We start from the raw sequence: 24,859 nt of genomic DNA, 5'->3' as shown, positions 1-24,859 counted from the left end.
GGGGACACGACGCCCGCCCCGACACGGACAGCATCCTTCACCTCACCTATCTCCCGTCGGTGACCTGTGGCATCGATGAAGAAAGCAGACGAAATGTCCCACCTGCTCGACATCGTCGACGGCGCCTCGTTGCGCACCGACATCCCGGCCTTCCGCCCGGGTGACACCGTCAACGTCCACGTCCGCGTCATCGAGGGCAACCGCTCCCGTGTGCAGCAGTTCAAGGGCGTAGTCATCCGTCGCCAGGGCGCCGGTGTCCGCGAGACCTTCACGGTCCGCAAGGTCTCGTTCTCCGTCGGCGTCGAGCGCACCTTCCCGGTGCACACCCCGATCGTCGAGAAGATCGAGCTCGTGACCCGTGGTGACGTCCGTCGCGCGAAGCTGTACTACCTCCGTGACCTGCGCGGCAAGGCCGCGAAGATCAAGGAGAAGCGCGACAACTGAGCTTGATACGGGGTTCATATCGGGGCCGGATAACATCTGGCTCCGATGGACACCGAAGCACAGCACACGGAGCGCGACCGCTCCTCCCGCCCTTCCGACTCCGAGCACACCTCGGACACCGGAGGGCCGGAGGACCGGTCGCGCTTCGCGTTGGTGTCGCGGGTCGCCGAGTGGCTGCCCGGCGGCCGGATCACCCTGACTGCCCTGGTCTGTCTGGTGTTTCTGCTGCTGCTGAACACCTTCTTGCTGCAGCCCTTCCAGATTCCCAGCGGATCCATGGAATCCGGATTGAGGATCGGCGACCGCGTTCTCGTAAATAAGTTGGCGTACCGTTTCGGTGCTCATCCGCGGCGCGGCGACATCGTCGTGTTCGATGGAACCGGCTATTTCGGGGACGCCGACTACATCAAGCGCGTTGTGGGTGTGGGGGGAGACCGCGTGGTCTGCTGCGACGAGAAGGGGAGGCTCCAGGTGAACGGGCGGTCGGTCGACGAGACGGCGTTCCTGTACCCCGGGGACGCTCCGTCCACCGTGGCTTTCGACGTGGTCGTGCCCGACGGCACGCTGTTCGTCCTCGGTGACCACCGCGGCGACTCAAGTGACTCCCGGGACCACCTGGGCGACCCGGGCGGAGGCATGATTCCTGTTGGTGACGTCATCGGGCGAGCCGACTGGATCGTCTGGCCCGCCGGGCACTGGACCCACCTCGTCCGACCCGGCGCCTACGCGCGCGTACCCGCCGGGGACGGCGCCCATGGGTAACCGCGGCAGGCCGCGCGGCGCGACGCCGCCCGGCGGCTCCTTCGGGAACGAGAACCTGCTGCCGACCGGTTTCCGGCGCGCGGGCGCGCTGGCGCCGGCCGGGGGTGCCGGCCGCAGCCGGGCCGAGCGGCGCAAGCTCCAGCGCAAGGTCAAGCGGCGCCGACGGCGCTCCGCGGTCCGGGAGATACCCCTCCTGGTCGGTGTCGCGGTCCTCATAGCCCTCGTCCTGAAGACCTTCCTCCTCCAGGCGTTCGTGATCCCGTCGGGCTCCATGGAGCAGACGATCCGCATCGGGGACCGTGTCCTGGTCGACAAGTTCACCCCGTGGTTCGGCTCCGAGCCCAAGCGCGGCGACGTCGTCGTCTTCCACGACCCGGGCGGCTGGCTCGCGGACGAGCAGACCACCAAGAAGAACGACCCGATCGTGGTCAAGCAGCTCAAGGAAGGCCTCCAGTTCATCGGGCTGCTGCCGTCCGACAACGAGAAGGACCTCATCAAGCGGGTGATCGGCGTCGGCGGCGACCACGTCAAGTGCTGTGACGCGCAGGGGCGGGTGACCGTCAACGGCGTCCCCCTGACCGAGGGCGACTACCTGTATCCCGGGAACGCACCGTCCGAAACGGCGTTCGACATCACCGTCCCCAAGGGGCGGTTGTGGGTGATGGGCGACCACCGCGGCAACTCGGCGGACTCCCGCGCGCACCAGAACACCAGTTACGGAGGCACGGTCGCGCTCAGTTCGGTGGTGGGGCGGGCGAAGGTGATCGCCTGGCCCATGGGCCACTGGACCAGCCTGAACGAACCTAAAACCTTCGCATCGGTTTCCAACTCCGTGTCGGGGACGACCGCCGGTCCCGAACTGTCGCATAGGGTTGCCCCGGTCGATCCGAACGGATCGGTCCAACTCCCGAGCCCTGCGGAACTCCCGCTCGTTATGGGAGTGGTGGGCCTGCGCCGAGGATGGGGCAGGCGGCGGCACAGAGTAAGGAGTTGGCGTGGGGGATGTGGCGGTTGGCGCACGGTCCGGACACGACGGCGAGGAGCACCACGGACGTCCCGTGGGAGCACCCGCCCCGGCCGCGGACAGCGCCGTGACCTCAGGGAGTGACTCCGGCCCGGACGAGGACGGTACGGCGCCGGGTGACGCGACCCGCACCGAGGAGCAGGGGCCGGGCGATCCGACCGCCCGGCCGAGGAAGCCGCGCTCCTTCTGGAAGGAGCTGCCGATCCTGGTCGTCATCGCGCTCGTCCTCGCGCTGCTGATCAAGACGTTCCTGGTGCAGGCGTTCTCCATCCCCTCGGACTCGATGCAGAACACCCTCCAGCAGGGTGACCGCGTCCTGGTCGACAAGCTCACCCCGTGGTTCGGCTCCGAGCCGGAGCGCGGCGAGGTCGTCGTCTTCCACGACCCGGACGACTGGCTGGCGGGCGAGCCGGCGGCGAACCCCAACGCCCTGCAGACCGTGCTCAGTTGGATCGGTCTGATGCCGTCCGCCCAGGAGAAGGACCTCATCAAGCGGGTCATCGGCGTCGGCGGCGACACCGTCTCCTGCAGCGGCACCGGCCCGCTGATGGTCAACGGCAAGGCGCTGAACGAGCCGTACGTCTACCCCGGCAACACCCCGTGCACCAACGACGACCAGGGCGGCCAGTTCACCGTCAAGGTCCCCAAGGGCGACATCTGGGTGATGGGCGACCACCGGCAGAACTCGCGGGACTCGCGCTACAACCAGTCCGACAAGCACCACGGCATGGTCCCGGTGAAGGAGGTCGTCGGCCGCGCGATCGTCAAGGCCTGGCCCATCAACCGCTGGGGCACACTGCCGATCCCGGACACCTTCGACCAGACGGGCATCAACACCCAGGCCTCGGCCTCCCGCCTCCTGACAGCCGCTCCGGAGGGCCTCGCCCTCGTCGGTGTGCTGCCGTTGGTCCTGTGGCGCCGCAAGCGGTCGGGCAAGGACGAGTAAAGGCCTTGTAGAGCTTGTGACCTTGGTCCCGGAGGAAGGGCTGACCACCCTCGGTACCGCCGGGTAGGGTGCGGACCCATGGGTGGCGAGAGCGCAACACGTACGGCCCCGCGTACCGGCGGTGGCACAGGCAAGGGCCCGGTGGGCAGCCGGACCGGACAGCGGTTGTCCGGACTGGCCGTCGCGTTGGGCCTTGTGCTGTTCCTCGGAGGATTCGGCTGGGGAGCGGTGGTCTACCGGCCGTACACGGTGCCGACCAGTTCGATGACGCCGACGATCGACGCGGGCGACCGGGTGCTGGCCCAGCGGGTCGACGGCGACGAGGTGCACCGCGGCGACGTCGTGGTCTTCACGGACAAGACCTGGGTGACGAACGCGCCCGTGGTCAAGCGTGTGGTCGCCGTCGGCGGGGACACCGTCTCCTGCTGCACGAACGGCAAGCTGGTCGTCAATGGCAAGCAGATCGCCGAGGACTATCTCAAGGGCGGCGCGGCCGAGGACAAGACGATCCCCGCGGTGAAGGTCCCCAAGGGCCGTCTCTTCCTCCTCGGTGACGAACGCCAGGGCTCCCTGGACTCCAGCGCGCACCTCACGGACGTCGCCGGCGGCACCGTCGCGAGCAGCGCCGTGAGCGCCCGCGTGGACGCCGTCGTCTGGCCCATGAAGGGCATGCTGGAGCGCCCTACCGCCTTCGAGCCGCTCGGCAGCCTCTCCCACCCCGGCCCGCTGGGCACGATCCTCGCCGTCATCGTCGCGGGCGCGGTCCTCGTCCTCGGCGGCGGCGCCTACGGCCCGGTCGCCAAGCTGGCGGCCGGCCGCCGCGCCCGTACCCGGACGGAGCCCGCCGGTGCCCGCTGAGGCCACCGAGGAGGGCGCGAACGGCGACGCGTACGAGGGCGGCCTGCGCAAGGTCGCCCGGGTCGTCCTGCTCGACCCGCAGGACCGCATCCTGCTGCTCCACGGCCATGAGCCGGACGATCCGGCCGACGACTGGTGGTTCACACCGGGCGGCGGCCTGGAGGGCGACGAGACCCACGAGGAGGCCGCCCTACGGGAACTCGCGGAGGAGACCGGCATCACCCAGGTCGAACTCGGCCCGGTGCTGTGGACGCGGACGTGTTCCTTCCCGTTCGCGGGCCGCCGCTGGGACCAGGACGAGTGGTACTACCTGGCCAGGACGTCCGCCACGGCCGAGGGCGTGCCCGGCGCCACGGCCCTCACCGAGCTGGAGCGACGCAGCGTCTCCGGAGCGCGTTGGTGGACGTACCGGGAACTGGACCGGGCGCATGAGACGGTGTATCCGACCAGACTCGCCGAGCTGCTCCGCAGGCTGCTTGACGAAGGTCCCCCGGCCGGGCCCGTGACCCTCGACACCGAAATCGTCTAGGGGCTTACGGGACTGGCGCACAATGGTGGGATCGCACGGGTGAAGGGGAACATGCCATGAGCGCCGAGGACCTCGAAAAGTACGAGACCGAGATGGAGCTGAAGCTCTACCGGGAGTACCGAGATGTCGTCGGTCTGTTCAAATATGTGATCGAGACCGAACGGCGCTTCTACCTCACCAACGACTACGAGATGCAGGTGCACTCGGTCCAGGGCGAGGTGTTCTTCGAGGTGTCCATGGCGGATGCCTGGGTGTGGGACATGTATCGACCGGCTCGCTTCGTCAAACAGGTCCGCGTGCTCACGTTCAAGGACGTGAACATCGAGGAGCTGAACAAGAGCGACCTGGAACTGCCGGGCGGGTGACGGCGGGTACCCGCGGGGTGGATTTCACCCGTGCGGGTGACGGAGTTCTCCACAATCACTGAACGGTCCACCAAGATCCACTTGGTGGACCGTTCCGCGTGACGGTTGGTGCCGGAGGTGGTGCCGACATGAACGCACGCAGTGCACTCGGCAAGTTCGGCGAGACGGTGGCCGCACGACGGCTGACCGCGGCCGGCATGACGGTCCTGGAGCGCAACTGGCGCTGTGGCAGGACCGGCGAGATCGACATCGTGGCACGGGACGGGGACACCCTCGTCGTCTGCGAGGTCAAGACACGGCGGGCCGGTGCCTTCGAGCACCCGATGGCCGCCGTCACACCCGAGAAGGTGGAGCGCCTACGAGGCCTCGCCGAGCGCTGGATCCACGCACACGGCGGAGCCCCGCCGGGAGGGGTCCGCATCGACCTGGTGGGCGTCGTCGTGCCCCAGCGCGGCGCGGCCGTGGTCGAGCACGCTCGGGGGGTGGCCTGAGATGGGGTTCGCTCGAACGTGTTCGGTGGCGCTGGTGGGCGTCGAGGGTGTGGTGGTCGAGGTCCAGGCCGACCTCGAACCGGGCGTCGCCGCGTTCACGCTGGTCGGGCTGCCCGACAAGAGCCTGACGGAGAGCAAGGACCGGGTGCGGGCCGCGGTCGTCAACTCCGGCGCGCCCTGGCCGCAGAAGAAACTGACCGTCGGGCTCAGTCCGGCGTCGGTGCCGAAGAGCGGCAGCGGGTTCGACCTCGCCGTAGCGGCGGCCGTCCTCGGCGCGGCCGAGCGGATCGATCCACGTGTGCTCGCCGACATCGTCATGATCGGCGAGCTCGGCCTGGACGGACGGGTCCGGCCGGTCCGGGGCATCCTGCCCGCCGTATTGGCCGCAGCGGACTCCGGATACGAACAGGTCGTCGTCCCGGAGTGCGCCGCCGCCGAGGCGTCCCTCGTGCCCGGGGTGTCCGTCCTGGGCGTGCGCACACTGCGGCAGCTGATCGCCGTACTCGCCGACGAACCCGTACCCGACGAGGATCCCGACGAGCTGGGACGCCCGGACCCGCTGCTCGCCGGACTGCGCATGCCCGGCACGGGCGCTGCCACCGGGATGCACAGCGTGGGCGCGTCCCAGCACGACCCGGGGCACGATCTCGCCGATGTCGTCGGCCAGTTCTCGGCGCGGACGGCGGTGGAGGTCTCGGCGGCCGGCGGCCATCACCTGTTCCTCGAAGGCCCACCCGGGGCAGGGAAGACGATGCTCGCGGAGCGGCTGCCCGCCGTCCTGCCCCGGCTCGACCGGCAGGAGTCGCTGGAGGTCACGGCGGTCCACTCGGTGGCAGGCCTGCTGCCCCCGGGCAAACCCCTGATCGACGTCGCCCCCTACTGCGCCCCGCACCACTCGGCGACGATGCAGGCCCTCGTCGGGGGCGGGCAGGGGATCGCACGGCCCGGGGCGGTGTCGCTGTCCCATCGAGGTGTTCTCTTTCTCGATGAAACACCCGAATTCAGCGGTCAGGCCCTCGACGCGCTACGGCAGCCGCTGGAGGCCGGGCATGTGGTGATCGCGCGCAGCGCGGGGGTCGTCCGGTTCCCGGCGAGGTTCCTGATGGTGCTGGCGGCCAACCCCTGTCCGTGCGGGCGCTTCTCGCAGACCGACGACCTGTGCGAGTGCGCGCCGATGTCGATCCGGAGGTACCAGGCCAGGCTCTCCGGGCCGCTGCTCGACCGGGTGGACCTGCGGGTGGAGGTGGACCGGGTCACGCGTGACCAGCTCACCGGGCGCGGCTCGCGGGGCGAGTCCACGGCGACGGTCGCGGACCGGGTGCGGACGGCCAGGGAGCGGGCGGCGGCGCGGCTCGCGGACACTCCCTGGCGCACCAACAGCGAGGTGCCCGGCCGCGAACTGCGCAGCCGCTGGCACGCCGAGCGCGGGGCGATGGACGAGGCCGAGCGCAGTCTGGAGCGCGGTGCGCTCACCGCACGCGGTCTCGACCGGGTGCTGCGCGTCGCCTGGACGGTCGCGGATCTGGTCGGCCACGACCGACCCGGGGCGACCGATGTCGCCCTCGCCCTCCAACTGCGCACGGGCGTACCGCGAGGCGTGCCGATGGCCATCGGGGCGATGACATGACCGGGACCGATGACACGACTGGGGCTCATGACCTGACCGGAACCCATGGCGCGGGCGACGAGTTCCTCGCCCGCGTCTTCCTCGCCCGGGTCGTCGAACCCGGTGACGAGGTCGCCGGCCGGTGGATCCGGGAGCTGGGGGCAGTGGAAGTGGCCCGGCGGCTGCGGAACGGAGGGCCACAGCTCACCGGGGTGACCGACAAGCGGTGGGCCGGGCTCTGCGCACGGGCCGGACTGGTCGAGCCCGACCGGGACTTGGCCGTCGCGCAGGACACGGGAGTCCGGTTCGTGTGTCCCGGAGACGTCGAGTGGCCGGCCCAGCTCGACGACCTCGGGGACGCGCGGCCCATCGGACTGTGGGTGCGCGGGCAGCCCAACCTGCGGATGTGGGCACTCAAGTCGGTTGCTGTCGTCGGCGCCCGCGCCTGCACCGAGTACGGCGCGCACATGGCGGCCACCCTCGCCGCCGGACTGGCCGAACGCGGGTGGGTGGTCGTGTCCGGCGGTGCCTACGGAGTCGACGGTGCCGCCCATCGCGGCGCCCTCGGCGCGACCGGCGTCACCCTCGCCGTCCTCGCGTGCGGCGTCGACCAGCCCTACCCGCGCGGGCACACCGAGTTGATCCGCAGGATCGCCGAACAGGGGCTCGTGGTGGGCGAGTTGCCGCCCGGCGAGCATCCGACGCCGAGCAGGTTCATCCTCCGGAACAGGGTGATCGCCGCGCTCACACGGGGCACCGTGGTGGTCGAGGCCGCGTACCGGAGCGGGTCGCTCGTCACGGCGCGGGCCGCGCAGCGGTTGGGACGCCACACGATAGGGGTGCCCGGCCCGGCCACGAGCGCGCTGTCCGCCGGTGTGCACGAACTCCTGCGCGGGGACGCGGTGCTGGTCACCGACGCGGAGGAGATCGTCGAACTGGTCGGCGGCATGGGCGAACTGGCCCCGGACCGACGCGGACCGGTGCTCCCGCGCGACCTGTTGGAGCCGGCCGCCCGGCGCATCCTCGCCGCACTGCCCGGCAACAGGGCCGCGCCGCCGCGGGAGATCGCGCGCGGTGCGCAGACCACGGAGGACGACGCGATCGCGAGACTGTACGAACTCCGAGCACTTGGTTACGTCGAACGACACGGCGACGGCTGGAAGTTGACACGCCAGGCGATGATCTCGGTCCGGCCCGATCGGGGGCGCCGCTGACCGAGCGTGTTCGGCCGTCCGGGGGAACCCCGACACCCTTGGGAATTCCCGCAGTTGGCGGAGTCCGGTGATCACGCAGAGCAATCGGAGCGACCCGTTCCGGCACCCTGTCGAACGCGTCCGTGCCCGGTCCGAGGCTCGCCCTTCGCACACCGCGACACTCCAGTCACGCTACGCTCACGGGGATTCCGGCACAGACCGGCATCTCCCCATCACTCCGACAGCTCACCCAGGCACCCCCACTTCACGGCAGAACGGCACAAGGCGACGAATGCCCCAGCACACCTCCGGGTCCGACCGGGCGGCGATCCCCCCAGCCGCCCGCGACGGTGGCAGCGTCCGGCCGCCCGCTCCCTCGACGCTCGACGAGCTGTGGCGGTCGTACAAGACGACGGGCGACGAGCGGCTGCGCGAGCAGCTGATCCTGCACTACTCGCCGCTCGTGAAGTACGTCGCGGGACGGGTGAGCGTCGGGCTGCCGCCCAATGTGGAACAGGCGGACTTCGTGTCGTCGGGGGTGTTCGGACTGATCGACGCGATCGAGAAGTTCGACATCGAGCGGGAGATCAAGTTCGAGACGTACGCGATCACCCGCATCCGGGGCGCGATGATCGACGAACTGCGCGCGCTGGACTGGATCCCGCGCTCGGTACGGCAGAAGGCGCGGAACGTGGAGCGGGCGTACGCCACGCTGGAGGCGCGGCTGAGGCGCACGCCCAGCGAGGGCGAGGTGGCCGCCGAGATGGGCATCGCGGTGGAGGAACTCCACGCCGTCTTCAGTCAGTTGTCGCTCGCGAACGTGGTCGCCCTGGAGGAGCTGCTGCACGCCGGCGGCGAGGGCGGCGACCGGCTCAGCCTGATGGACACCCTGGAGGACACCGCCGCCGACAACCCGGTGGAGGTGGCCGAGGGGCGGGAGCTGCGACGGTTCCTGGCGCGGGCGATCAACACGCTGCCCGAGCGAGAGAAGACCGTCGTCACGCTCTACTACTACGAGGGCCTCACCCTGGCCGAGATCGGCAACGTGCTCGGGGTGACCGAGAGCCGGGTCAGCCAGATCCACACCAAGTCCGTGCTGCAGCTGCGCGCCAAGCTGGCGAGTTTCGGCCGTTGAGTGAAAGCCGTACGGCCTTCTTGACCTCGCAGAATCGTGCCTGCATGGCCGGGGTCACTCCCGCCGGGGGTGCGCCGTCCGTAGAGTGGTTGACGTGCCAAGGATTCGAGCGGCCTCCGTGGCCGAGCACCGGTCGATGCAGCGAGCCGCCCTGCTGGACGCGGCTCGTTCCCTGCTGTCCGAGGGTGGGACGGAGGCGCTGACGTTCCCGGCCCTGGCCGAGCGGACGGGGCTCGCGCGGTCGTCCGTGTACGAGTACTTCCGCTCTCGGGCCGCTGTCGTCGAGGAGCTGTGCGAGGTCGACTTTCCCGTGTGGGCGGCGGATGTGTCGGCGGCGATGGAGGGGGCCGGCTCCGCCGAGGGCAAGGTCGAGGCGTATGTGCGGCAGCAGCTTGCGTTGGTCGGGGATCGGCGGCATCGGGCTGTTGTTGCCATCTCCGCGAGTGAGTTGGATGCGGGGGCTCGGGAGAAGATCCGTGCCGCGCATGGGGGGTTGGTGGCGATGATCGTCTCGGCGCTCGGGGATATGGGGCATGCGGAGCCTCGGCTGGCGGCGATGTTGGTTCAGGGGGTTGTCGATGCGGCGGTCCGCAGGATTGAGCTTGGGGCGGCGGAAGATCCTTCGGCGATTACTGAGGCTGCGGTGAGTATGGCTTTGAGGGGTGTGCGGGGATGAGTGTCGTTTGTCGTCTGCAGGCCGGTGGGGGCTGGTCGCGCAGTTCCCCGCGCCCCTAGAAGAAGGGCGTCGTCAGGACCGGTAGCAAGCGGGATGGGCCCCTGCTCAGTAGCCATGGGGGCAGTAGCGCCAGCGGGTCCAAGTACGTTTCCCCTCTCAACAAGCCCCAGTGCATGCACGTCGTTGCGCAGTGGGAGCCGGTGATCTCCACCGTCCCCACCACCTCGCCCGCCTCCACCTCATCGCCTTTCTTCACGGTCGCGCTCACCGGCTCGTACGTCGTGCGTAAGTCCGTGCCGGTCAGTTCGATCGCGACCACCCCTCTTCCCGCCACCCGACCCGCGAAGGACACCCGGCCCGCCGCCACCGCTCGTACCTGAGCGCCCGCCGGGGTTGCCAGGTCCACGCCTCGGTGGCCCCGGGTGTAGACCGTCGCCGGGGGCTCCCAGCCTCGTAGGACCAACGGGTGGGAACCGACGGGCCAGGCGCGGGCGATGGCCGGTACCGAGGGGCCCGGGACTCCGGGTACGGGTGGCGGGCTGTCGTTCGCCCGGGCCGTGCAGGTCAGCAGGGTCAGGAGGAGGGCCAGTAGTAAGGCGAGGCCAATACGCACAGGTCGGTCATCTCGTCGCATCCGCATGGCACAAACCGTGCCGTACCCGTGCCGATCACGGCCGGGACCTGTGGACCGCTGCGGGGTTGTGGACAACGGCGTCACCCGGTGCCTCGCGGGTCCCGTACACTTCCTTTGGCGATCCGGGTCACCGGGTCGACTTCGCACGCCCCGGCATCTGGTCCTCCGTCGCAAGACGAAACCGGTGTCAGCGCTCCTCGGTCCTCTGGGCACGCGCACGTGGGCGTCAGGCGCGAGTGCCGTCCGGTGCTCGCGGCACAACCGAGTAAATCAAGGAGAACGGCCATGGCCGTCGTCACGATGCGGGAGCTGCTGGAAAGCGGCGTCCACTTCGGTCACCAGACCCGTCGTTGGAACCCGAAGATGAAGCGCTTCATCTTCACGGAGCGCAACGGCATCTACATCATCGACCTGCTCCAGTCGCTGTCGTACATCGACCGCGCCTACGAGTTCGTCAAGGAGACCGTCGCCCACGGCGGCACGGTCATGTTCGTCGGTACGAAGAAGCAGGCGCAGGAGGCCATCGCCGAGCAGGCCACCCGCGTCGGCATGCCCTACGTCAACCAGCGCTGGCTGGGCGGCATGCTCACCAACTTCTCCACCGTCTACAAGCGTCTGCAGCGCCTCAAGGAGCTGGAGCAGATCGACTTCGAGGACGTCGCCGCGTCCGGTCTCACCAAGAAGGAGCTTCTCGTGCTCTCGCGCGAGAAGGCCAAGCTGGAGAAGACCCTCGGTGGTATCCGCGAGATGTCCAAGGTTCCCAGCGCCGTCTGGATCGTGGACACCAAGAAGGAGCACATCGCGGTCGGTGAGGCCCGGAAGCTCAACATCCCGGTCGTCGCCATCCTCGACACGAACTGCGACCCCGACGAGGTCGACTACAAGATCCCGGGCAACGACGACGCGATCCGCTCCGTCACCCTGCTCACCCGCGTGATCGCCGACGCCGTCGCCGAGGGCCTCATCAGCCGCTCCGGTGTCGCCGCCGAGGCCAAGGGTGACAAGGCCGCCGGCGAGCCGCTCGCCGCGTGGGAGCGCGACCTGCTCGAAGGTGAGAAGAAGGCCGACGAGGCCCCCGCCGCCGAGGCCGAGGTGCAGACCTCCGCCGAGACGGAGAAGGTCGCCGACGCCGAGCAGGCCGACGAGGCTCCGGTTGCCGCCGAGGCCGCTGCCGAGGTCGTCGAGGCCCCCGCCGCCGAGGTCGAGGCCGCTCCGGCCGCCGAGGCCGAGCAGGCCTGACCTTCCGGGCCAAAGGGCTGACAGGAGGACGGCGGGTGGTGCGGACCGCGCCACCCGCCGTTCATCCACAGCCCCTAGATCTTCGTAGCCCGTAGATCCTTGGCGGAAGCCCGCGCTATCCGCGGCCGCCGCCGACTTCGAGACTTCGAACTCCGAGAAGAGATTCACAGATCATGGCGAACTACACCGCCGCCGACGTCAAGAAGCTCCGCGAGCTCACCGGCGCCGGCATGATGGACTGCAAGAAGGCGCTGGACGAGGCCGACGGCAACGTCGAGAAGGCCGTCGAGGCGCTCCGTATCAAGGGCCAGAAGGGCGTCGCCAAGCGCGAGGGCCGCTCCGCCGAGAACGGCGCCGTGGTCTCCGTCATCGCCGACGACAACACCTCCGGTGTCCTGGTCGAGCTGAAGTGCGAGACGGACTTCGTCGCCAAGGGCGAGAAGTTCCAGGCCGTCGCCAACCAGATCGCCCAGCACGTCGCCGCGAGTGCCCCGGCCGACATCGAGGCGCTCCTGGCCTCCGAGATCGAGCCCGGCAAGACGGTTCAGGCGTTCGTGGACGAGGCCAACGCGAACCTGGGCGAGAAGATCGTCCTGGACCGCTTCGCCCAGTACGCCGACGGCTATGTCTCCGCGTACATGCACCGCACGATGCCCGACCTGCCCCCGCAGATCGGTGTCCTCGTCGAGCTGGACAAGCCGAACGCCGAGGTCGCCCGCGGTGTCGCCCAGCACATCGCCGCCTTCGCGCCGAAGTACCTGGCCAAGGACGACGTGCCGGCCGAGGTCGTCGAGTCCGAGCGCCGTATCGCCGAGGAGACCACCCGCGCCGAGGGCAAGCCCGAGGCCGCGATCGCCAAGATCGTCGAGGGTCGCGTGGGCGGCTTCTTCAAGGACGCGACGCTGCTCGGTCAGCCGTACGCGCTCGACCCCAAGAAGTCCGTCCAGAAGGTTCTGGACGAGGCGGGTGTCACCCTGAAGCGCTTCACGCGCATCAAGGTCGGCATCTGAGTCCGTACCGCGATCGACGCGCGGCGCCCGGCGGTATCCCGCTAGGGTCGTCACAAGTCGGCCCGGTACGCCGTCGCGCACGCGCGTGTGGCGGACGACAGCAGATCTGACGAGGAGGCCATTGCCGAGCATGGGATGCGACAGACACCCCACCGGCAGTGGCCTTCTTCGTATGTGCGACCACGTTGAAGAGGCGAGAACTCCATGACCACCAAGCCCCAGAAGAGCGACGACGGCAAGGTACGCGGCCGGTTCATGCTGAAGCTGTCCGGAGAGGCCTTCTCCGGAGGCGGCGGCCTGGGCGTGGATCCCGACGTGGTGCACAAGATCGCCCGTGAGATCGCGGCCGTCGTGCGGGACGGCGCGGAGGTCGCCGTCGTCATCGGCGGCGGCAACTTCTTCCGCGGCGCCGAACTCCAGCAGCGCGGCATGGACCGGGCCCGTTCCGACTACATGGGCATGCTCGGCACGGTGATGAACTGCCTCGCCCTCCAGGACTTCCTGGAGAAGGAGGGCATCGACAGCCGCGTCCAGACCGCCATCACCATGGGCCAGGTCGCCGAGCCGTACATCCCGCTGCGCGCCGTGCGCCACCTGGAGAAGGGCCGCGTGGTCATCTTCGGCGCCGGTATGGGCATGCCGTACTTCTCGACCGACACCACCGCCGCACAGCGCGCCCTGGAGATCAACGCCGAGGCGCTGCTGATGGGCAAGAACGGCGTGGACGGGGTCTACGACTCCGACCCGAAGACGAACTCCGAGGCCGTCAAGTTCGATGCGCTCAGCTACGGCGAGGTCATCACCCAGGACCTCAAGGTCGCCGACATGACCGCCATCACGCTGTGCCGCGACAACAAGCTTCCGATCCTGGTCTTCGAGCTGCTGGCGGAGGGCAATATCGCCCGCGCCGTCAAGGGTGAGAAGATCGGCACGCTTGTGGGTGACCAAGGCAGCCAGGGCTGATGACCCTGACCGGGGGATGGACAATGTCCTGCCGGTCGGGAACCGTGCAGGAAGAAGACGCGACGCAGCCGGCCGCCGACGCCGACACAGCACAGCAGCCGGGCCTACTCAAGACACGCAGGAGCAAGTGGTGATCGAAGAGACCCTCCTTGAAGCCGAGGAGAAGATGGAGAAGGCCGTCGTGGTCGCCAAGGAGGACTTCGCCGCGATCCGCACCGGCCGTGCGCACCCGGCGATGTTCAACAAGATCGTGGCCGACTACTACGGCGCGCTGACGCCGATCAACCAGCTGGCCTCGTTCTCCGTACCGGAGCCGCGGATGGCCGTGGTGACCCCGTTCGACAAGACCGCGATGCGGAACATCGAGCAGGCGATCCGCGACTCGGACCTGGGCGTCAATCCCAGCAACGACGGCAACATCATCCGGGTGACGTTCCCCGAGCTGACCGAGGAGCGCCGCAAGGACTACATCAAGGTCGCCCGGGCCAAGGCCGAGGACTCGAAGGTGTCCATCCGCGCCGTCCGCCGCAAGGCGAAGGACGCCCTGGACAAGCTCGTCAAGGACAAGGAGTCCGGCGAGGACGAGGTCCGTCGTGCGGAGAAGGAGCTCGACGACACCACGGCGAAGTACGTCGCCCAGGTGGACGAACTCCTCAAGCACAAGGAAGCGGAGCTGCTAGAGGTCTGATGAACGACTCTTCCTGGGGGGCGCCGCCACAAGCCGGGTACTGGGGGCCGTCCGACCAGGGGCCTGTCCAGGGGGCTGCCCCGGCGGGTCCCACGTACGATGCGCCTGAGGCGCAGCAGACTCGCCCCATGCCCATCGTGCCCGACGAGCCCGCATACGGCGGACACCAGGACGACGACCGGGGGGCCGCTCGGCTGAGCGGTCCCTTGTTCCGCGACGAGACGCAGCAACCGCCGTACGACGTACGGCAGCCGCAGCCGTACGAGCCGCGGACGCAGCCGACCGACATGCCGCCGGCGCAGCCCTACGGGGCGGTGCCGCAGAATCCGGAGCCCATGCCCGACGTCCCGCCACCGGCGCCCGCCCCGCAGAAGAAGAGCGCGGGCCGGGACCTGGGTGCGGCCATAGGGGTCGGCGTCGGGCTCGCCGTGGTGATCGTCGCGTCCCTCTTCGTGGTGAAGGCCGCGTTCGTCGGAGTGATAGCGGTCGCCGTCGTGGTCGGCCTGTGGGAGCTCACCTCGCGGCTGCAGGAGCGCAAGGGCATCAAGGCGCCCCTCGTGCCCCTCGCGGTCGGCGGTGCGGCGATGGTCGTCGCCGGGTACGTGCGGGGCGCCGAGGGCGCCTGGATCGCCATGGCGCTCACGGCGCTCGCCGTCCTCGTCTGGCGGATGACGGAGCCGCCGGAGGGCTACCTCAAGGACGTCACGGCGGGCGTCTTCGCGGCGTTCTACGTGCCGTTCCTGGCCACGTTCGTCGCCATGATGCTCACCGCCGACGACGGCGCCTGGCGGGTCCTGACGTTCCTGCTGCTGACCGTGGTCAGCGACACCGGGGCGTACGCCATCGGCTGGCGCTTCGGCACGCACAAGCTCGCTCCGCGCATCAGTCCCGGAAAGACCCGCGAGGGCCTGTTCGGGGCGGTCTCCTTCGCGATGGTGGCGGGCGCGCTGTGCATGCAGTTCCTGATCGACGACGGCAGCTGGTGGCAGGGCCTGATCCTGGGCCTCGCGGTCGCGGCCAGTGCCACGCTGGGCGACCTCGGCGAGTCCATGATCAAGCGCGACCTGGGCATCAAGGACATGGGCACGCTGCTGCCGGGCCATGGCGGCATCATGGACCGGCTGGACTCCCTGCTGCCGACCGCTCCGGTGGTGTGGCTGTTGCTGGTGCTGTTCGTCGGCTCCGGCTGAAACACGGCTTGACCTGCTGTTCTGTACGTGAGGGGCTCGTTGTCCACAGGGCGGTGAGTCCCTCTTCGTATGTCTGCGACACTGGTACAGCCATGCCTAAGCCCGGAGAACTCACATTCGTCGCCCCCCGCGGAGCCCAGAAGCCGCCGCGGCACCTTGCCGATCTCACGCCCGCCGAGCGCAAGGAAGCCGTCGCCGCGATCGGGGAGAAGCCGTTTCGCGCCAAGCAGCTCTCGCAGCACTACTTCGCGCGGTTCGCGCACGACCCGGCGGAGTGGACCGACATCCCCGCCGGTTCGCGCGCCAAGCTGCAGGAGGCGCTGCTTCCTGAGCTGATGACCGTCGTACGGCATCTGTCGACCGACCAGGACACCACCCGCAAGACCCTGTGGCGGCTGTTCGACGGGACGCTCGTCGAGTCGGTGCTGATGCGGTACCCGGACCGGGTCACCATGTGCATCAGCTCGCAGGCGGGGTGCGGCATGAACTGCCCGTTCTGCGCGACCGGACAGGCGGGCCTCGACCGCAATCTGTCGACCGGCGAGATCGTGCACCAGATCGTCGACGGCATGCGGGCGTTGAGGGACGGCGAGATTCCCGGCGGGCCCGCGCGGCTCTCCAACATCGTCTTCATGGGCATGGGCGAGCCCCTCGCCAACTACAAGCGGGTCGTCCAGTCGATCCGCGCCCTCACGGACCCCGAGCCGGACGGCCTCGGTCTCTCGCAGCGCGGGATCACCGTCTCGACGGTCGGACTGGTCCCGGCGATCCACCGCTTCGCGGACGAGGGCTTCAAGTGCCGGCTCGCGATCTCGCTGCACGCGCCCGACGACGACCTGCGCGACACCCTGGTCCCCGTGAACACGCGGTGGAAGGTGCGCGAGGTCCTCGACGCCGGCTGGGAGTACGCGGCGAAGTCGGGGCGCCGGCTGTCCATCGAGTACGCGCTGATCCGTGACATCAACGACCAGGCATGGCGCGGAGACCGGCTCGGCCGCCTCCTCAAGGGCAAGCTCGTGCACGTGAACCTGATCCCGCTGAACCCGACGCCGGGCTCGAAGTGGACCGCCTCCCGCCCCGAGGACGAGAAGGCGTTCGTCGAGGCCATCGCGGCCCACGGGGTGCCGGTCACCGTCCGGGACACCCGGGGCCAGGAGATCGACGGAGCGTGCGGCCAGCTCGCGGCCACCGAGAGGTAATCTCTGCCCGTACGTACATTTTCATATCCGACAGGGGAGCGCGCAGCGCTGAGAGTGCGGCAATCGGGCCGCAGACCCTCTGAACCTCGCCCAGGTCATTCTGGGTAGGAAGTTCGGTCATCACCGTGAACACCAAGAAGTACTGTGCTGTCCTCGTCGGCCTCGGCCTGCTCGCACTCTCCGCGTGCGGGTCGGGATCGGACCAGGGCGGCGGCTCGGACTCCAAGACCGTCACCCTCGTCAGCCACGACTCGTGGGCCGTCTCGAAGAGCGTCCTCAAGGACTTCGAGAAGCAGTCCGGCTACACGGTCAAGGTCCTCAAGGACGGCGACGCCGGCCAGGCCGTCAACAAGGCGATCCTGACCAAGGACAACCCCCAGGGCGACGTCTTCTTCGGCGTCGACAACACCCTGCTCTCCCGCGCGCTCGACAACGGCCTCTTCCAGTCCTACGACGCGAAGGGCTCCGGCCTCGTCGAGCCCGAGTACCGCGTCGATCAGACGAAGCACCGGGTCACGCCCATCGACACCGGCGACATCTGCGTCAACTACGACAAGGCGTACTTCAGCAAGCACAAGCTGACCCCGCCGACCTCCTTCGCGGATCTGATCAAGCCCGAGTACAAGAACCTCCTCGTCACCGAGAACGCGGCCACCTCCTCGCCCGGCCTCGGCTTCCTGCTCGGCAGCGCCGCGCAGTACGGCGACGACGGCTGGCAGAGCTACTGGAAGAAGCTCAAGGCCAACGGCGTCAAGGTCGTCGACGGCTGGGAGCAGGCCTACGACCAGGAGTTCTCCGGGTCCGCCGGCGGCAAGAAGGCGGGCGGCGACCGGCCCCTCGTCGTCTCGTACGCCTCCTCGCCGCCCGCCGAGGTCATCTACGCCGACCCGAAGCCGAGCACCGCGCCCACCGGGGTGTCGTACGGCACCTGCTTCCGGCAGACCGAGTACGCGGGCCTGCTCAGTAACGCTCGGAACACCAAGGGCGGCAAGGCGTTCCTCGACTTCCTGCTCACCAAGGAGTTCCAGCAGGACATGCCGCTCAACATGTTCGTCTACCCGGTGATCCAAGGCGCCCAGGTGCCCCAGGAGTTCGTGAAGTACGGCCGCCAGGCCCCGGACCCCGAGACCATGGCGCCCGCGAAGATCGCCGCCGACCGGGACCAGTGGGTCAAGTCGTGGACCTCGCTCGTACTGAAGTAGCCGAAGTAGGCGAAGCAGCCCCGCGGCGGACCCATAAGGGGAACGCGACGCGGCTCGGTCTCATGGCCCTGCCCGTCGCGTTCTTCGCGGTGTTCTTCGCCTACCCCGTCGCCGCGATCGTCGCGCGCGGCCTCAAGGTGGACGGCGCCTGGCAGTTGGGCCGTATTTGGGACGTGCTCGCGCAGTCCGACATCCGGCACGTCCTGTGGTTCACCACCTGGCAGGCGCTCGCCTCCACCGCGCTCACGCTGCTGATCGCGCTCCCCGGCGCGTATGTCTTCGCGCGCTTCGACTTCCCGGGCCGGCACGTCCTGCGGGCCGTCGTGACGGTCCCCTTTGTGCTGCCGACGGTCGTCGTCGGTACGGCGTTCCTCGCGCTGGTCGGCCGGGGCGGGCTCCTCGACGACCTGTGGGGCGTACGGCTGGACACCACCGTGTGGGCCATCCTGCTCGCGCACGTCTTCTTCAACTACGCGGTCGTCGTACGGACGGTGGGCGGCCTCTGGGCCCAGCTCGACCCGCGTCAGGAGGAGGCCGCGCGGATGCTCGGCGCCTCCCAGCTCCGGGCCTGGCGGACGGTGACGCTGCCCGCGCTCGGGCCCGCCGTGGCCGCCGCCGCGCTGATGGTCTTCCTCTTCACCTTCACCTCCTTCGGCGTGGTCCAGATCCTCGGCGGCCCGACCTTCTCGACCCTCGAAGTCGAGATCTACCGGCAGACTTCGGAGGTCTTCGACCTGTCCACGGCGGCCGTCCTCACGATCGTCCAGTTCGTGGCGGTGGGCGCGATCCTCGCCGTCCATGCCTGGACGGTACGGCGACGGGAGGGCGCCCTACGGCTCGTGGACCCGTCGGTGACCGCACGGCGCCCGCGCGGGGCCGGTCAGTGGACCCTGCTCGCCGGAGTCGTCGCGTCCATCGCCGTGCTGCTTCTGCTGCCGCTCGCGGTGCTGGTCCAACGGTCCCTCGACACACCGGACTTCGGCTACTACCGCGCGCTGACCCACGACGACGGCGGCACCTTCCTCGTCGCGCCGATCGCCGCGATCGGCAACTCGCTGGAGTACGCCGTCGCCGCCACCGCCATAGCCGTGGTGATCGGTGGTCTCGCCGCCGCTGCCCTCACCCGGCGCGATGCCGGGCGGCTGGTTCGGGGCTTCGACGCGCTGCTGATGCTGCCGCTCGGGGTGTCGGCGGTGACGGTCGGCTTCGGGTTCCTGATCTCGCTCGACAAGCCCCCGGTGGATCTGCGGAGTTCATGGATCCTGGTGCCGCTCGCGCAGGCGCTGGTCGGCGTTCCCTTCGTCGTACGGACGATGCTGCCCGTGCTGCGGGCGGTGGACGGGCGGCTGCGGGAGGCGGCGGCCGTGCTCGGGGCGTCGCCGTGGCGGGTGTGGCGGGAGGTCGATCTGCCGCTCGTACGGCGGGCGTTGCTGATCGCCGCCGGGTTCGCGTTCGCGGTGTCGCTGGGCGAGTTCGGGGCGACCGTGTTCATCGCGCGGCCCGACAACCCGACGCTGCCGGTCGCGGTGGCCCGGCTGCTGTCCCGGCCCGGCGATCTCAACTACGGCCAGGCGATGGCCCTTTCGACGATTCTGATGGTGGTGTGCGCGGTGGCCCTGCTGGTCCTTGAGCGGCTGCGCACCGACCGGACGGGGGAGTTCTAGATGCCACCGAACATGCCGCCGAACACGCCGCCGAGCGTGCCGCAGAACATGTCGCTCCTGAGCCTTGAGGGCGCGACCGTACGGTTCGGCGGGCGCCCGGTGCTGGACGCCGTCGACCTCGGGGTCGTCGAGCACGAGATCGTGTGTGTGCTCGGGCCCAGCGGCAGCGGTAAGTCCACGTTGCTGCGGGCGGTCGCCGGGCTCCAACCTCTGGACTCCGGGCGGGTGTTGCTGGACGGCCGGGACCAGTCGGGCGTGCCCGCGCACAAGCGCGGGGTGGGTCTGATGTTCCAGGACCACCAGCTGTTCCCGCAGCGGGACGTGGCCGGCAACGTCGCCTTCGGGCTGCGCATGCACGGGGCGTCGAAGAGGCAACAGGACGACCGGGTGGGCGAGTTGCTCGACCTCGTCGGACTGCCGGGTGCCGCCCGCCGTGCCGTGGCAGGGCTGTCCGGCGGAGAGCAGCAACGGGTGGCGCTCGCCCGGGCGTTGGCGCCCCGCCCCCGTCTCCTGATGCTCGACGAACCGCTCGGCCAGCTCGACCGGTCACTGCGGGAGCGGCTGGTCGTCGAACTCCGGGAACTCTTCGGCACGTTGGGCACGACCGTACTCGCGGTCACGCACGACCAGGGCGAGGCGTTCGCGCTGGCCGACCGGGTGGTGGTGATGCGGGACGGGCGGATCGCCCAGTCCGGTACGCCACTTGAGGTCTGGCAGCACCCCGCCGACGAGTTCGTGGCCCGCTTCCTGGGCTTCGACAACGTCGTCGAGGCCACGGTCGTAGGGGAAGCCGCCGACACCCCCTGGGGGAAGGTCCCGGTCCCCGAGGACGCCCCCCAGGGCACCCGCACACTCCTCGTACGCCCCGCGGGCGTACGCCTGTTGCCCGCCGACGAGGGCCTGCGCTGCACGGTCGCCGCCCGCACCTTCAAGGGCACGCATGTCGCCGTACAGCTCCAGCCGGAGGACGCGCCACGGCTGGAGGCGGCGTGTGCGCTGAGGGAGGCGCCTGAGGTCGGGGGCACGGTCGGGGTGGCGTTGGACGCGGCCGAAATTGTCGTGCTCGGCCGACCGCTCCCTCACTAGGGTGCGGGGCATGACGTCACTCGCGCACGACCGCTACTGCGACGAGATCGCCCATCAGGTGGGGCAGTTGAGGGCCGTGATGGCCTCCGGAGCGGATCTGACGGCCACCGTACCGACCTGCCCGGACTGGACGCTGGAACAGCTCGTACGGCACACGGGTGGCGCCCTGCGCTGGGTGGAGCTGCTGGTGCGCACACGGGCGCAGGAGAACATCCCGGACGAGGAGATCCCGCTCCACGGTGGTCCCGAGGCCGAGGGGGACGCGGGTGCGCTGGGCGCCTGGCTCGCCGAGACCGGCCGGATGGTCGTCGACACACTCCGGGAGGCCGGGCCCGACACCAAGGTGTGGGCGTGGGCCGGAACCCTCAACTCGGGCTTCTGGGCCCGCCGTATGACCCACGAGATCACCGTTCACCGCGCGGACGCCTCGCTCGCCGCCGGGGTGTCCTACGGCGTCGCGCCCGAGGTGGCCGCCGACGCGATCGACGAGTGGCTGGAGATCCTCGTCTTCGCACAGCGGGTGGAGGGCGACAAGGACGCGATGGAACTGCGCGGTCCGGGGCGCCGCAGCATCCACCTGCACGCCACCGACGCGCCTGCCGAGTTGGACGCCGAGTGGCTGATCGAGCTCACCGAGAGCGGCCTCGCCTGGCGCCGGGGCCACGAGAAGGCGACCGTCGCCCTGCGCGGCACGCTCACCGACGTCCTGCTCGCCTTCTACCGCCGACTGCCGCTGGACAGCGAGGAGTTGGAGATCTTCGGCGACCGGGCGCTGCTGGAGTTCTGGCTGGAGAAGGCGTCCTTCGGGTGACGTGACATGTGTGTGGCCCGTCCCCACGAACCGGACGGGCCACAACAGCGGGTTGTTCGTCGGCCGTTGGATCAGCTGCCGTTGCTCGCACCGCGACGGCGCATGCCGAAGTACACGGCTCCGCCGCCCACGACGACGAGGGCGCCCGCGATACCGGCGATCATGCCGGTGTTGGAGTTGGCACCGGTCTCGGCGAGGTTCGAGGAACCGGCCGCCGGGGACGGCACGTTGTCCGTCGTCGCGGGAGCGGTGCTGCCGCTCTCCGAGGCCGACGGGGTCGGGGTGTCGGACTCGGCCGGGGTCGAGGCGGTCTCCGACGGCGTCGGGGAAGCCTCCGTCGGGGTCGGGCTGGGCGACTCCGTGGCGCAGGCCTTGGACGGGGTGGTCAGGTTCGGCGTGATGTCCTTGTCGACCTGGTTGCCCGCCTTGACGTGGATGCGGTACGTGGCGTTCGGCAGCCAGTCCTCGGCGAAGGACACGGTTTCGCCCTTGGCCGAGCCCTTGACGGTCTGCGCCTCGCCGATCTGCTTGGCGTCGGAACCGTTGTTCTCCAGGAACACCGTGATGGTCGCCTCGGTGGCCGAGGCGTCCTGGTCGGTGACGGTGATGACACCGTTGGCGCCGTCACACGTGGCTTCGGCGGAGAACTCGCTGATGTTGCAGGCGAGCGCGTTGCCCGCGAATCCGAGTGCGAGTGCGGCCGAGGCGGACGCGACACCGAGGATGCGTACGGAACGTCGAGATATGGACACGTTTGCCCTTCACGGGATGTGCAACTGCGGGGGGTTTAGGGGGAGATGGAGCGGCAACGAGGTGAGGCACCACTGCCCCCAGGAGTCTCACTGGTCTATAAGTGCTGCGTAAGCAGTGTCAATGCATATGCGATGTACAGCAGTTGCCTTTACCTGTACTTTAATCAGCGAGACGTTTCAGTGCCTCCGGAGCCTCCTCGATCCGGTCAACGAGGGCGATACGGGCCTCCATTGGCCGTTCCCGGGCAAGTGCACGCAGCAGCGGCCAGGTCGGCAGCCGCTCCGTCCAGTGCTCCCGGTCCACCAGGACCATCGGCGTGGGCTCGCCGCGCGACTCGTAGTAGTTCGGCGTCGCGTTGTCGAAGATCTCCTGTACGGTCCCGGCCGCACCCGGCAGAAACACCACACCCGCGTTCGAGCGGGCCAACAGGCCGTCCTCGCGGGTGGCGTTGGCGAAGTACTTGGCGATGTGCGAGGCGAAGGCGTTCGGCGGCTCGTGGCCGTAGAACCACGTCGGGATGCCGATCGAGTGGTTGCCCTTGGGCCAGCGGGTGCGGACCTCGAAGGCGCCCTGGGCCCAGTCGGTGATCGAGGGGCTGAACGACGGTGATCCGGCGAGGAGTTCGCACGCCTCCTCCAGCATGGCGTCCTCGTACGGCGCCGCGTACGCGCCCAGGTTCGCCGCCTCCATCGCACCGGGTCCGCCGCCGGTCGCCACCGTGAAGCCGGCGCGGCTCAGCTCACGGCCCAGGCGCGCGGCACCGCCGTAGGCCTCCGTGCCGCGCGCCATCGCGTGGCCGCCCATCACGCCCACCACCCGTGCGCCGCGCAGGAGTTCGTCGAGGGCGTCGGAGATGGAGTCGTCGTGGACGGCGCGCAGCATCGACGCGTATATGTCGCCGTCGGCCTTGGTCCGCTGGAACCAGGCGTACGCGAGCGCGTCCGGGGTCTGCTCGTACCCCTTGTCGAGCGAGTCGAACAGCTCGGCGGGCGTGTAGAGATGACCGCGGTAGGGGTCGAAGGGGAGGTGCGGGACGGGCGGGAAGACCAGGGCGCCTTCGGCACGGATCTTCGCGGCCGCCTCGTCGCGCATCGGGCATCCGAGGAAGACGGCGCCCGAGGTGTCCGTGGTGAGCAACTCCCGCGTACGGTCCGTCAGATCGACGCCCTGGACGCGGTGTCCGGCGAGGGTGCCGCGGGACGAGACGGTCGCGTCGAAGTCCTCGACCGTCTCGATCTCGCGTTCGTCGTGGTGGGCCGCATGGGCCGGGCTCGTCTGCACGCGCCCATGCTAGGCACCCGATGGGTCAGCCCTGGACGGCCGCCGGGTCCATCCACACGATCTCCCAGGAGTGGCTGTCGAGGTCCTCGAAGGAGCGGCCGTACATGAATCCCTGGTCGTTGATGTCGTCGTTGGCGGTGCCGCCCGCCGCCACCGCCTTGTTGATCAGCTCGTCGACCTTCTCGCGGCTCTCGGCGCTCAGGCACAGCAGCACCTCGCTGGTCTTGGCCGAGTCGGCGATCTCCTTCTTCGTGAAGTCGCTGTAGCGCTTCTTCTCCAGGAGCATCGCGATGATCGTCTCGCTGATCACGACACAGGTGGTGTCGTCGGTGCTGAACTGCGGGTTGGTCGAGAAACCGAGCTCGGTGAAGAACTTCTTCGACGCGGCGGCGTCGTTCACGGCCAGGTTCACGAAGATCATCTGCTGGTACATGCTGGGGCCTCTCCCATCGGGCGTGCGTGCTGATCGGTGGGTAGACCGGCGCCCCGCGCGAAACTCATCGGTGGGCGAGCGGAAGTGCCGCGAGTTCGGCGATCACGACGGTCAGCGGCACGAACAGGGCGAGCAGCGCGCCCGCGCGCAGGGCTGCCGCGCTGCGCAGCACGGTGGCCGGGGCGCCGAGCCGTACCAGCGCGGCCGTGGTGTCGGCGCGGGCCTGCCGGGCCTCGACGGCGGCGGTGAGCAGGGTCGCCACCGTGCAGCCGGCCACCAGGAGCGTGCCGAGGGTGGTCAGCGGGCCGACGGACGCGTCCGTGTCGTACAGCGCCGTCATCGCGTACGCGCCCGACGCCACCGCGCAGACCACGCCCAGCGGGCGGCCGATGCGGGTCGCCTCCTCCATGAGGACCCGGCCCGCGAGGAGCCGGAGGGCGCCCGGGCGCACGGCCTGGAGAAGCCGTCCGCACAGGTGGGTGAGGCCGGGGCCCGCCAGGGCGAGACCGAGCGCGGTCAGGACCCAGCCGGCCAGCACCCCCGCGGGGCCGCCCGCGTGACCACCGGGCATCGACAGCCCGTCGGTGTCCGCCGTCCGGTTCGCGTACGCCTCGACGGCGAGACCGGCGGCGAGGACGGCCACGCCCCAGGGGAGGCCCTTGGGGACCTCGCGGGGG

26 protein-coding genes and 1 pseudogene are annotated in these 24,859 nt (G+C 69.7%); 22 read left to right on the top strand and 5 right to left on the bottom strand.

All coding sequences use genetic code 11. From position 1 onward, the window contains the following. Positions 1-93 precede the first annotated feature (93 nt). The 12 genes from rplS to AC31A1_RS08525 all read left to right on the top strand — a co-directional run bounded on the left by rplS (position 94) and on the right by AC31A1_RS08525 (position 10,029). Positions 94-444, top strand: a complete 351-nt coding sequence (rplS, locus tag AC31A1_RS08580; protein ID WP_019058701.1) for a 50S ribosomal protein L19 — start codon at positions 94-96, stop codon at positions 442-444. Between the two features lie 45 nt (positions 445-489). Continuing rightward, positions 490-1,206, top strand: a complete 717-nt coding sequence (gene lepB, locus AC31A1_RS08575; RefSeq protein ID WP_489652656.1) for a signal peptidase I — start codon at positions 490-492, stop codon at positions 1,204-1,206. Continuing rightward, complete coding sequence (lepB, locus tag AC31A1_RS08570) at positions 1,199-2,314, top strand: signal peptidase I (protein ID WP_489652655.1); 1,116 nt, start codon at positions 1,199-1,201, stop codon at positions 2,312-2,314. The genes lepB (AC31A1_RS08575) and lepB (AC31A1_RS08570) overlap by 8 nt, the downstream gene beginning before the upstream one ends. After that, positions 2,202-3,176, top strand: coding sequence for a signal peptidase I (lepB, locus tag AC31A1_RS08565; protein ID WP_489652654.1), 975 nt, complete (start codon positions 2,202-2,204; stop codon positions 3,174-3,176). Before lepB (AC31A1_RS08570) ends, lepB (AC31A1_RS08565) begins: the two co-directional genes overlap by 113 nt. Positions 3,177-3,254: 78 nt before the next feature. Beyond that, complete coding sequence (gene lepB / locus AC31A1_RS08560; RefSeq protein WP_489652653.1) at positions 3,255-4,034, top strand: signal peptidase I; 780 nt, start codon at positions 3,255-3,257, stop codon at positions 4,032-4,034. Beyond that, on the top strand, positions 4,024-4,563 hold the full coding sequence (locus AC31A1_RS08555; protein ID WP_489652652.1) for an NUDIX hydrolase: 540 nt from the start codon (positions 4,024-4,026) through the stop codon (positions 4,561-4,563). The genes lepB (AC31A1_RS08560) and AC31A1_RS08555 overlap by 11 nt, the downstream gene beginning before the upstream one ends. Positions 4,564-4,619: 56 nt before the next feature. Beyond that, a complete protein-coding gene (locus tag AC31A1_RS08550; RefSeq protein WP_003965949.1) occupies positions 4,620-4,928 on the top strand; it encodes a DUF2469 domain-containing protein in 309 nt (102 codons plus the stop codon). A 128-nt stretch (positions 4,929-5,056) separates the two neighbouring features. Continuing rightward, positions 5,057-5,419: a YraN family protein gene (locus AC31A1_RS08545; RefSeq protein WP_489652651.1), complete on the top strand. Its 363-nt coding sequence runs from the start codon at positions 5,057-5,059 to the stop codon at positions 5,417-5,419. Position 5,420: 1 nt separating this feature from the next. Then, positions 5,421-7,046, top strand: coding sequence for a YifB family Mg chelatase-like AAA ATPase (locus AC31A1_RS08540; RefSeq protein ID WP_489652650.1), 1,626 nt, complete (start codon positions 5,421-5,423; stop codon positions 7,044-7,046). Then, on the top strand, positions 7,043-8,239 hold the full coding sequence (gene dprA / locus AC31A1_RS08535) for a DNA-processing protein DprA (protein ID WP_489652649.1): 1,197 nt from the start codon (positions 7,043-7,045) through the stop codon (positions 8,237-8,239). The genes AC31A1_RS08540 and dprA overlap by 4 nt, the downstream gene beginning before the upstream one ends. Before the next feature lie 271 nt (positions 8,240-8,510). Next, the gene (gene whiG, locus AC31A1_RS08530; RefSeq protein WP_019058710.1) at positions 8,511-9,353 is read left to right on the top strand and encodes an RNA polymerase sigma factor WhiG; all 843 of its coding nucleotides are present in this window, start codon (positions 8,511-8,513) and stop codon (positions 9,351-9,353) included. A 118-nt stretch (positions 9,354-9,471) separates the two neighbouring features. Next, positions 9,472-10,029, top strand: a complete 558-nt coding sequence (locus tag AC31A1_RS08525; protein WP_489652648.1) for a TetR/AcrR family transcriptional regulator — start codon at positions 9,472-9,474, stop codon at positions 10,027-10,029. Positions 10,030-10,084: 55 nt separating this feature from the next. On the opposite strand, the gene AC31A1_RS08520 is transcribed toward AC31A1_RS08525, so the two are convergent. Then, the gene (locus AC31A1_RS08520) at positions 10,085-10,663 is read right to left on the bottom strand and encodes a murein hydrolase activator EnvC family protein (protein WP_489652667.1); all 579 of its coding nucleotides are present in this window, start codon (positions 10,661-10,663) and stop codon (positions 10,085-10,087) included. A gap of 285 nt (positions 10,664-10,948) precedes the next feature. Between AC31A1_RS08520 and rpsB the strand changes: the two genes are divergently transcribed. The 10 genes from rpsB to AC31A1_RS08470 all read left to right on the top strand — a co-directional run bounded on the left by rpsB (position 10,949) and on the right by AC31A1_RS08470 (position 21,715). Then, positions 10,949-11,902, top strand: coding sequence for a 30S ribosomal protein S2 (gene rpsB / locus AC31A1_RS08515; protein WP_489652647.1), 954 nt, complete (start codon positions 10,949-10,951; stop codon positions 11,900-11,902). A 173-nt stretch (positions 11,903-12,075) separates the two neighbouring features. After that, positions 12,076-12,912, top strand: a complete 837-nt coding sequence (gene tsf, locus AC31A1_RS08510) for a translation elongation factor Ts (protein WP_393759453.1) — start codon at positions 12,076-12,078, stop codon at positions 12,910-12,912. 204 nt (positions 12,913-13,116) lie between these two features. Further along, complete coding sequence (pyrH, locus tag AC31A1_RS08505) at positions 13,117-13,875, top strand: UMP kinase (RefSeq protein WP_355919272.1); 759 nt, start codon at positions 13,117-13,119, stop codon at positions 13,873-13,875. Positions 13,876-14,005: 130 nt separating this feature from the next. Continuing rightward, entirely contained in the window at positions 14,006-14,563 is a 558-nt protein-coding gene (gene frr / locus AC31A1_RS08500) for a ribosome recycling factor (RefSeq protein ID WP_327401013.1), read from the top strand. Then, positions 14,563-15,753, top strand: a complete 1,191-nt coding sequence (locus AC31A1_RS08495) for a phosphatidate cytidylyltransferase (protein WP_489652646.1) — start codon at positions 14,563-14,565, stop codon at positions 15,751-15,753. Before frr ends, AC31A1_RS08495 begins: the two co-directional genes overlap by 1 nt. A gap of 92 nt (positions 15,754-15,845) precedes the next feature. After that, positions 15,846-16,952: a dual-specificity RNA methyltransferase RlmN gene (gene rlmN, locus AC31A1_RS08490; RefSeq protein ID WP_489652645.1), complete on the top strand. Its 1,107-nt coding sequence runs from the start codon at positions 15,846-15,848 to the stop codon at positions 16,950-16,952. 125 nt (positions 16,953-17,077) lie between these two features. Continuing rightward, positions 17,078-18,154: a thiamine ABC transporter substrate-binding protein gene (locus AC31A1_RS08485; protein WP_489652644.1), complete on the top strand. Its 1,077-nt coding sequence runs from the start codon at positions 17,078-17,080 to the stop codon at positions 18,152-18,154. A gap of 62 nt (positions 18,155-18,216) precedes the next feature. Beyond that, positions 18,217-19,818, top strand: coding sequence for an ABC transporter permease (locus tag AC31A1_RS08480; protein WP_489652643.1), 1,602 nt, complete (start codon positions 18,217-18,219; stop codon positions 19,816-19,818). Between the two features lie 48 nt (positions 19,819-19,866). Beyond that, entirely contained in the window at positions 19,867-20,904 is a 1,038-nt protein-coding gene (locus AC31A1_RS08475; protein ID WP_489652666.1) for an ABC transporter ATP-binding protein, read from the top strand. A 10-nt stretch (positions 20,905-20,914) separates the two neighbouring features. Further along, positions 20,915-21,715 (top strand): maleylpyruvate isomerase family mycothiol-dependent enzyme, encoded by an 801-nt coding sequence (locus AC31A1_RS08470; protein ID WP_489652642.1) that lies wholly within the window; start codon positions 20,915-20,917, stop codon positions 21,713-21,715. 71 nt (positions 21,716-21,786) lie between these two features. Here AC31A1_RS08470 and AC31A1_RS08465 read toward each other — a convergent pair whose 3' ends face one another. From AC31A1_RS08465 to AC31A1_RS08450, 4 genes and pseudogenes are all read right to left on the bottom strand, one after another. Beyond that, complete coding sequence (locus tag AC31A1_RS08465; protein WP_489652641.1) at positions 21,787-22,467, bottom strand: LAETG motif-containing sortase-dependent surface protein; 681 nt, start codon at positions 22,465-22,467, stop codon at positions 21,787-21,789. Positions 22,468-22,627: 160 nt separating this feature from the next. Then, complete coding sequence (locus AC31A1_RS08460) at positions 22,628-23,749, bottom strand: LOG family protein (RefSeq protein WP_489652640.1); 1,122 nt, start codon at positions 23,747-23,749, stop codon at positions 22,628-22,630. Between the two features lie 25 nt (positions 23,750-23,774). Continuing rightward, on the bottom strand, positions 23,775-24,182 hold the full coding sequence (locus AC31A1_RS08455; RefSeq protein WP_489652639.1) for a VOC family protein: 408 nt from the start codon (positions 24,180-24,182) through the stop codon (positions 23,775-23,777). Between the two features lie 64 nt (positions 24,183-24,246). Continuing rightward, positions 24,247-24,859: pseudogene (locus AC31A1_RS08450) on the bottom strand (hypothetical protein); the annotation flags it as partial.

The organism is Streptomyces sp. P5F9 (assembly GCF_057961495.1).
Note: the sequence above shows the minus strand (reverse complement) of the source record. Positions and strands in the feature narration are given on the sequence as shown.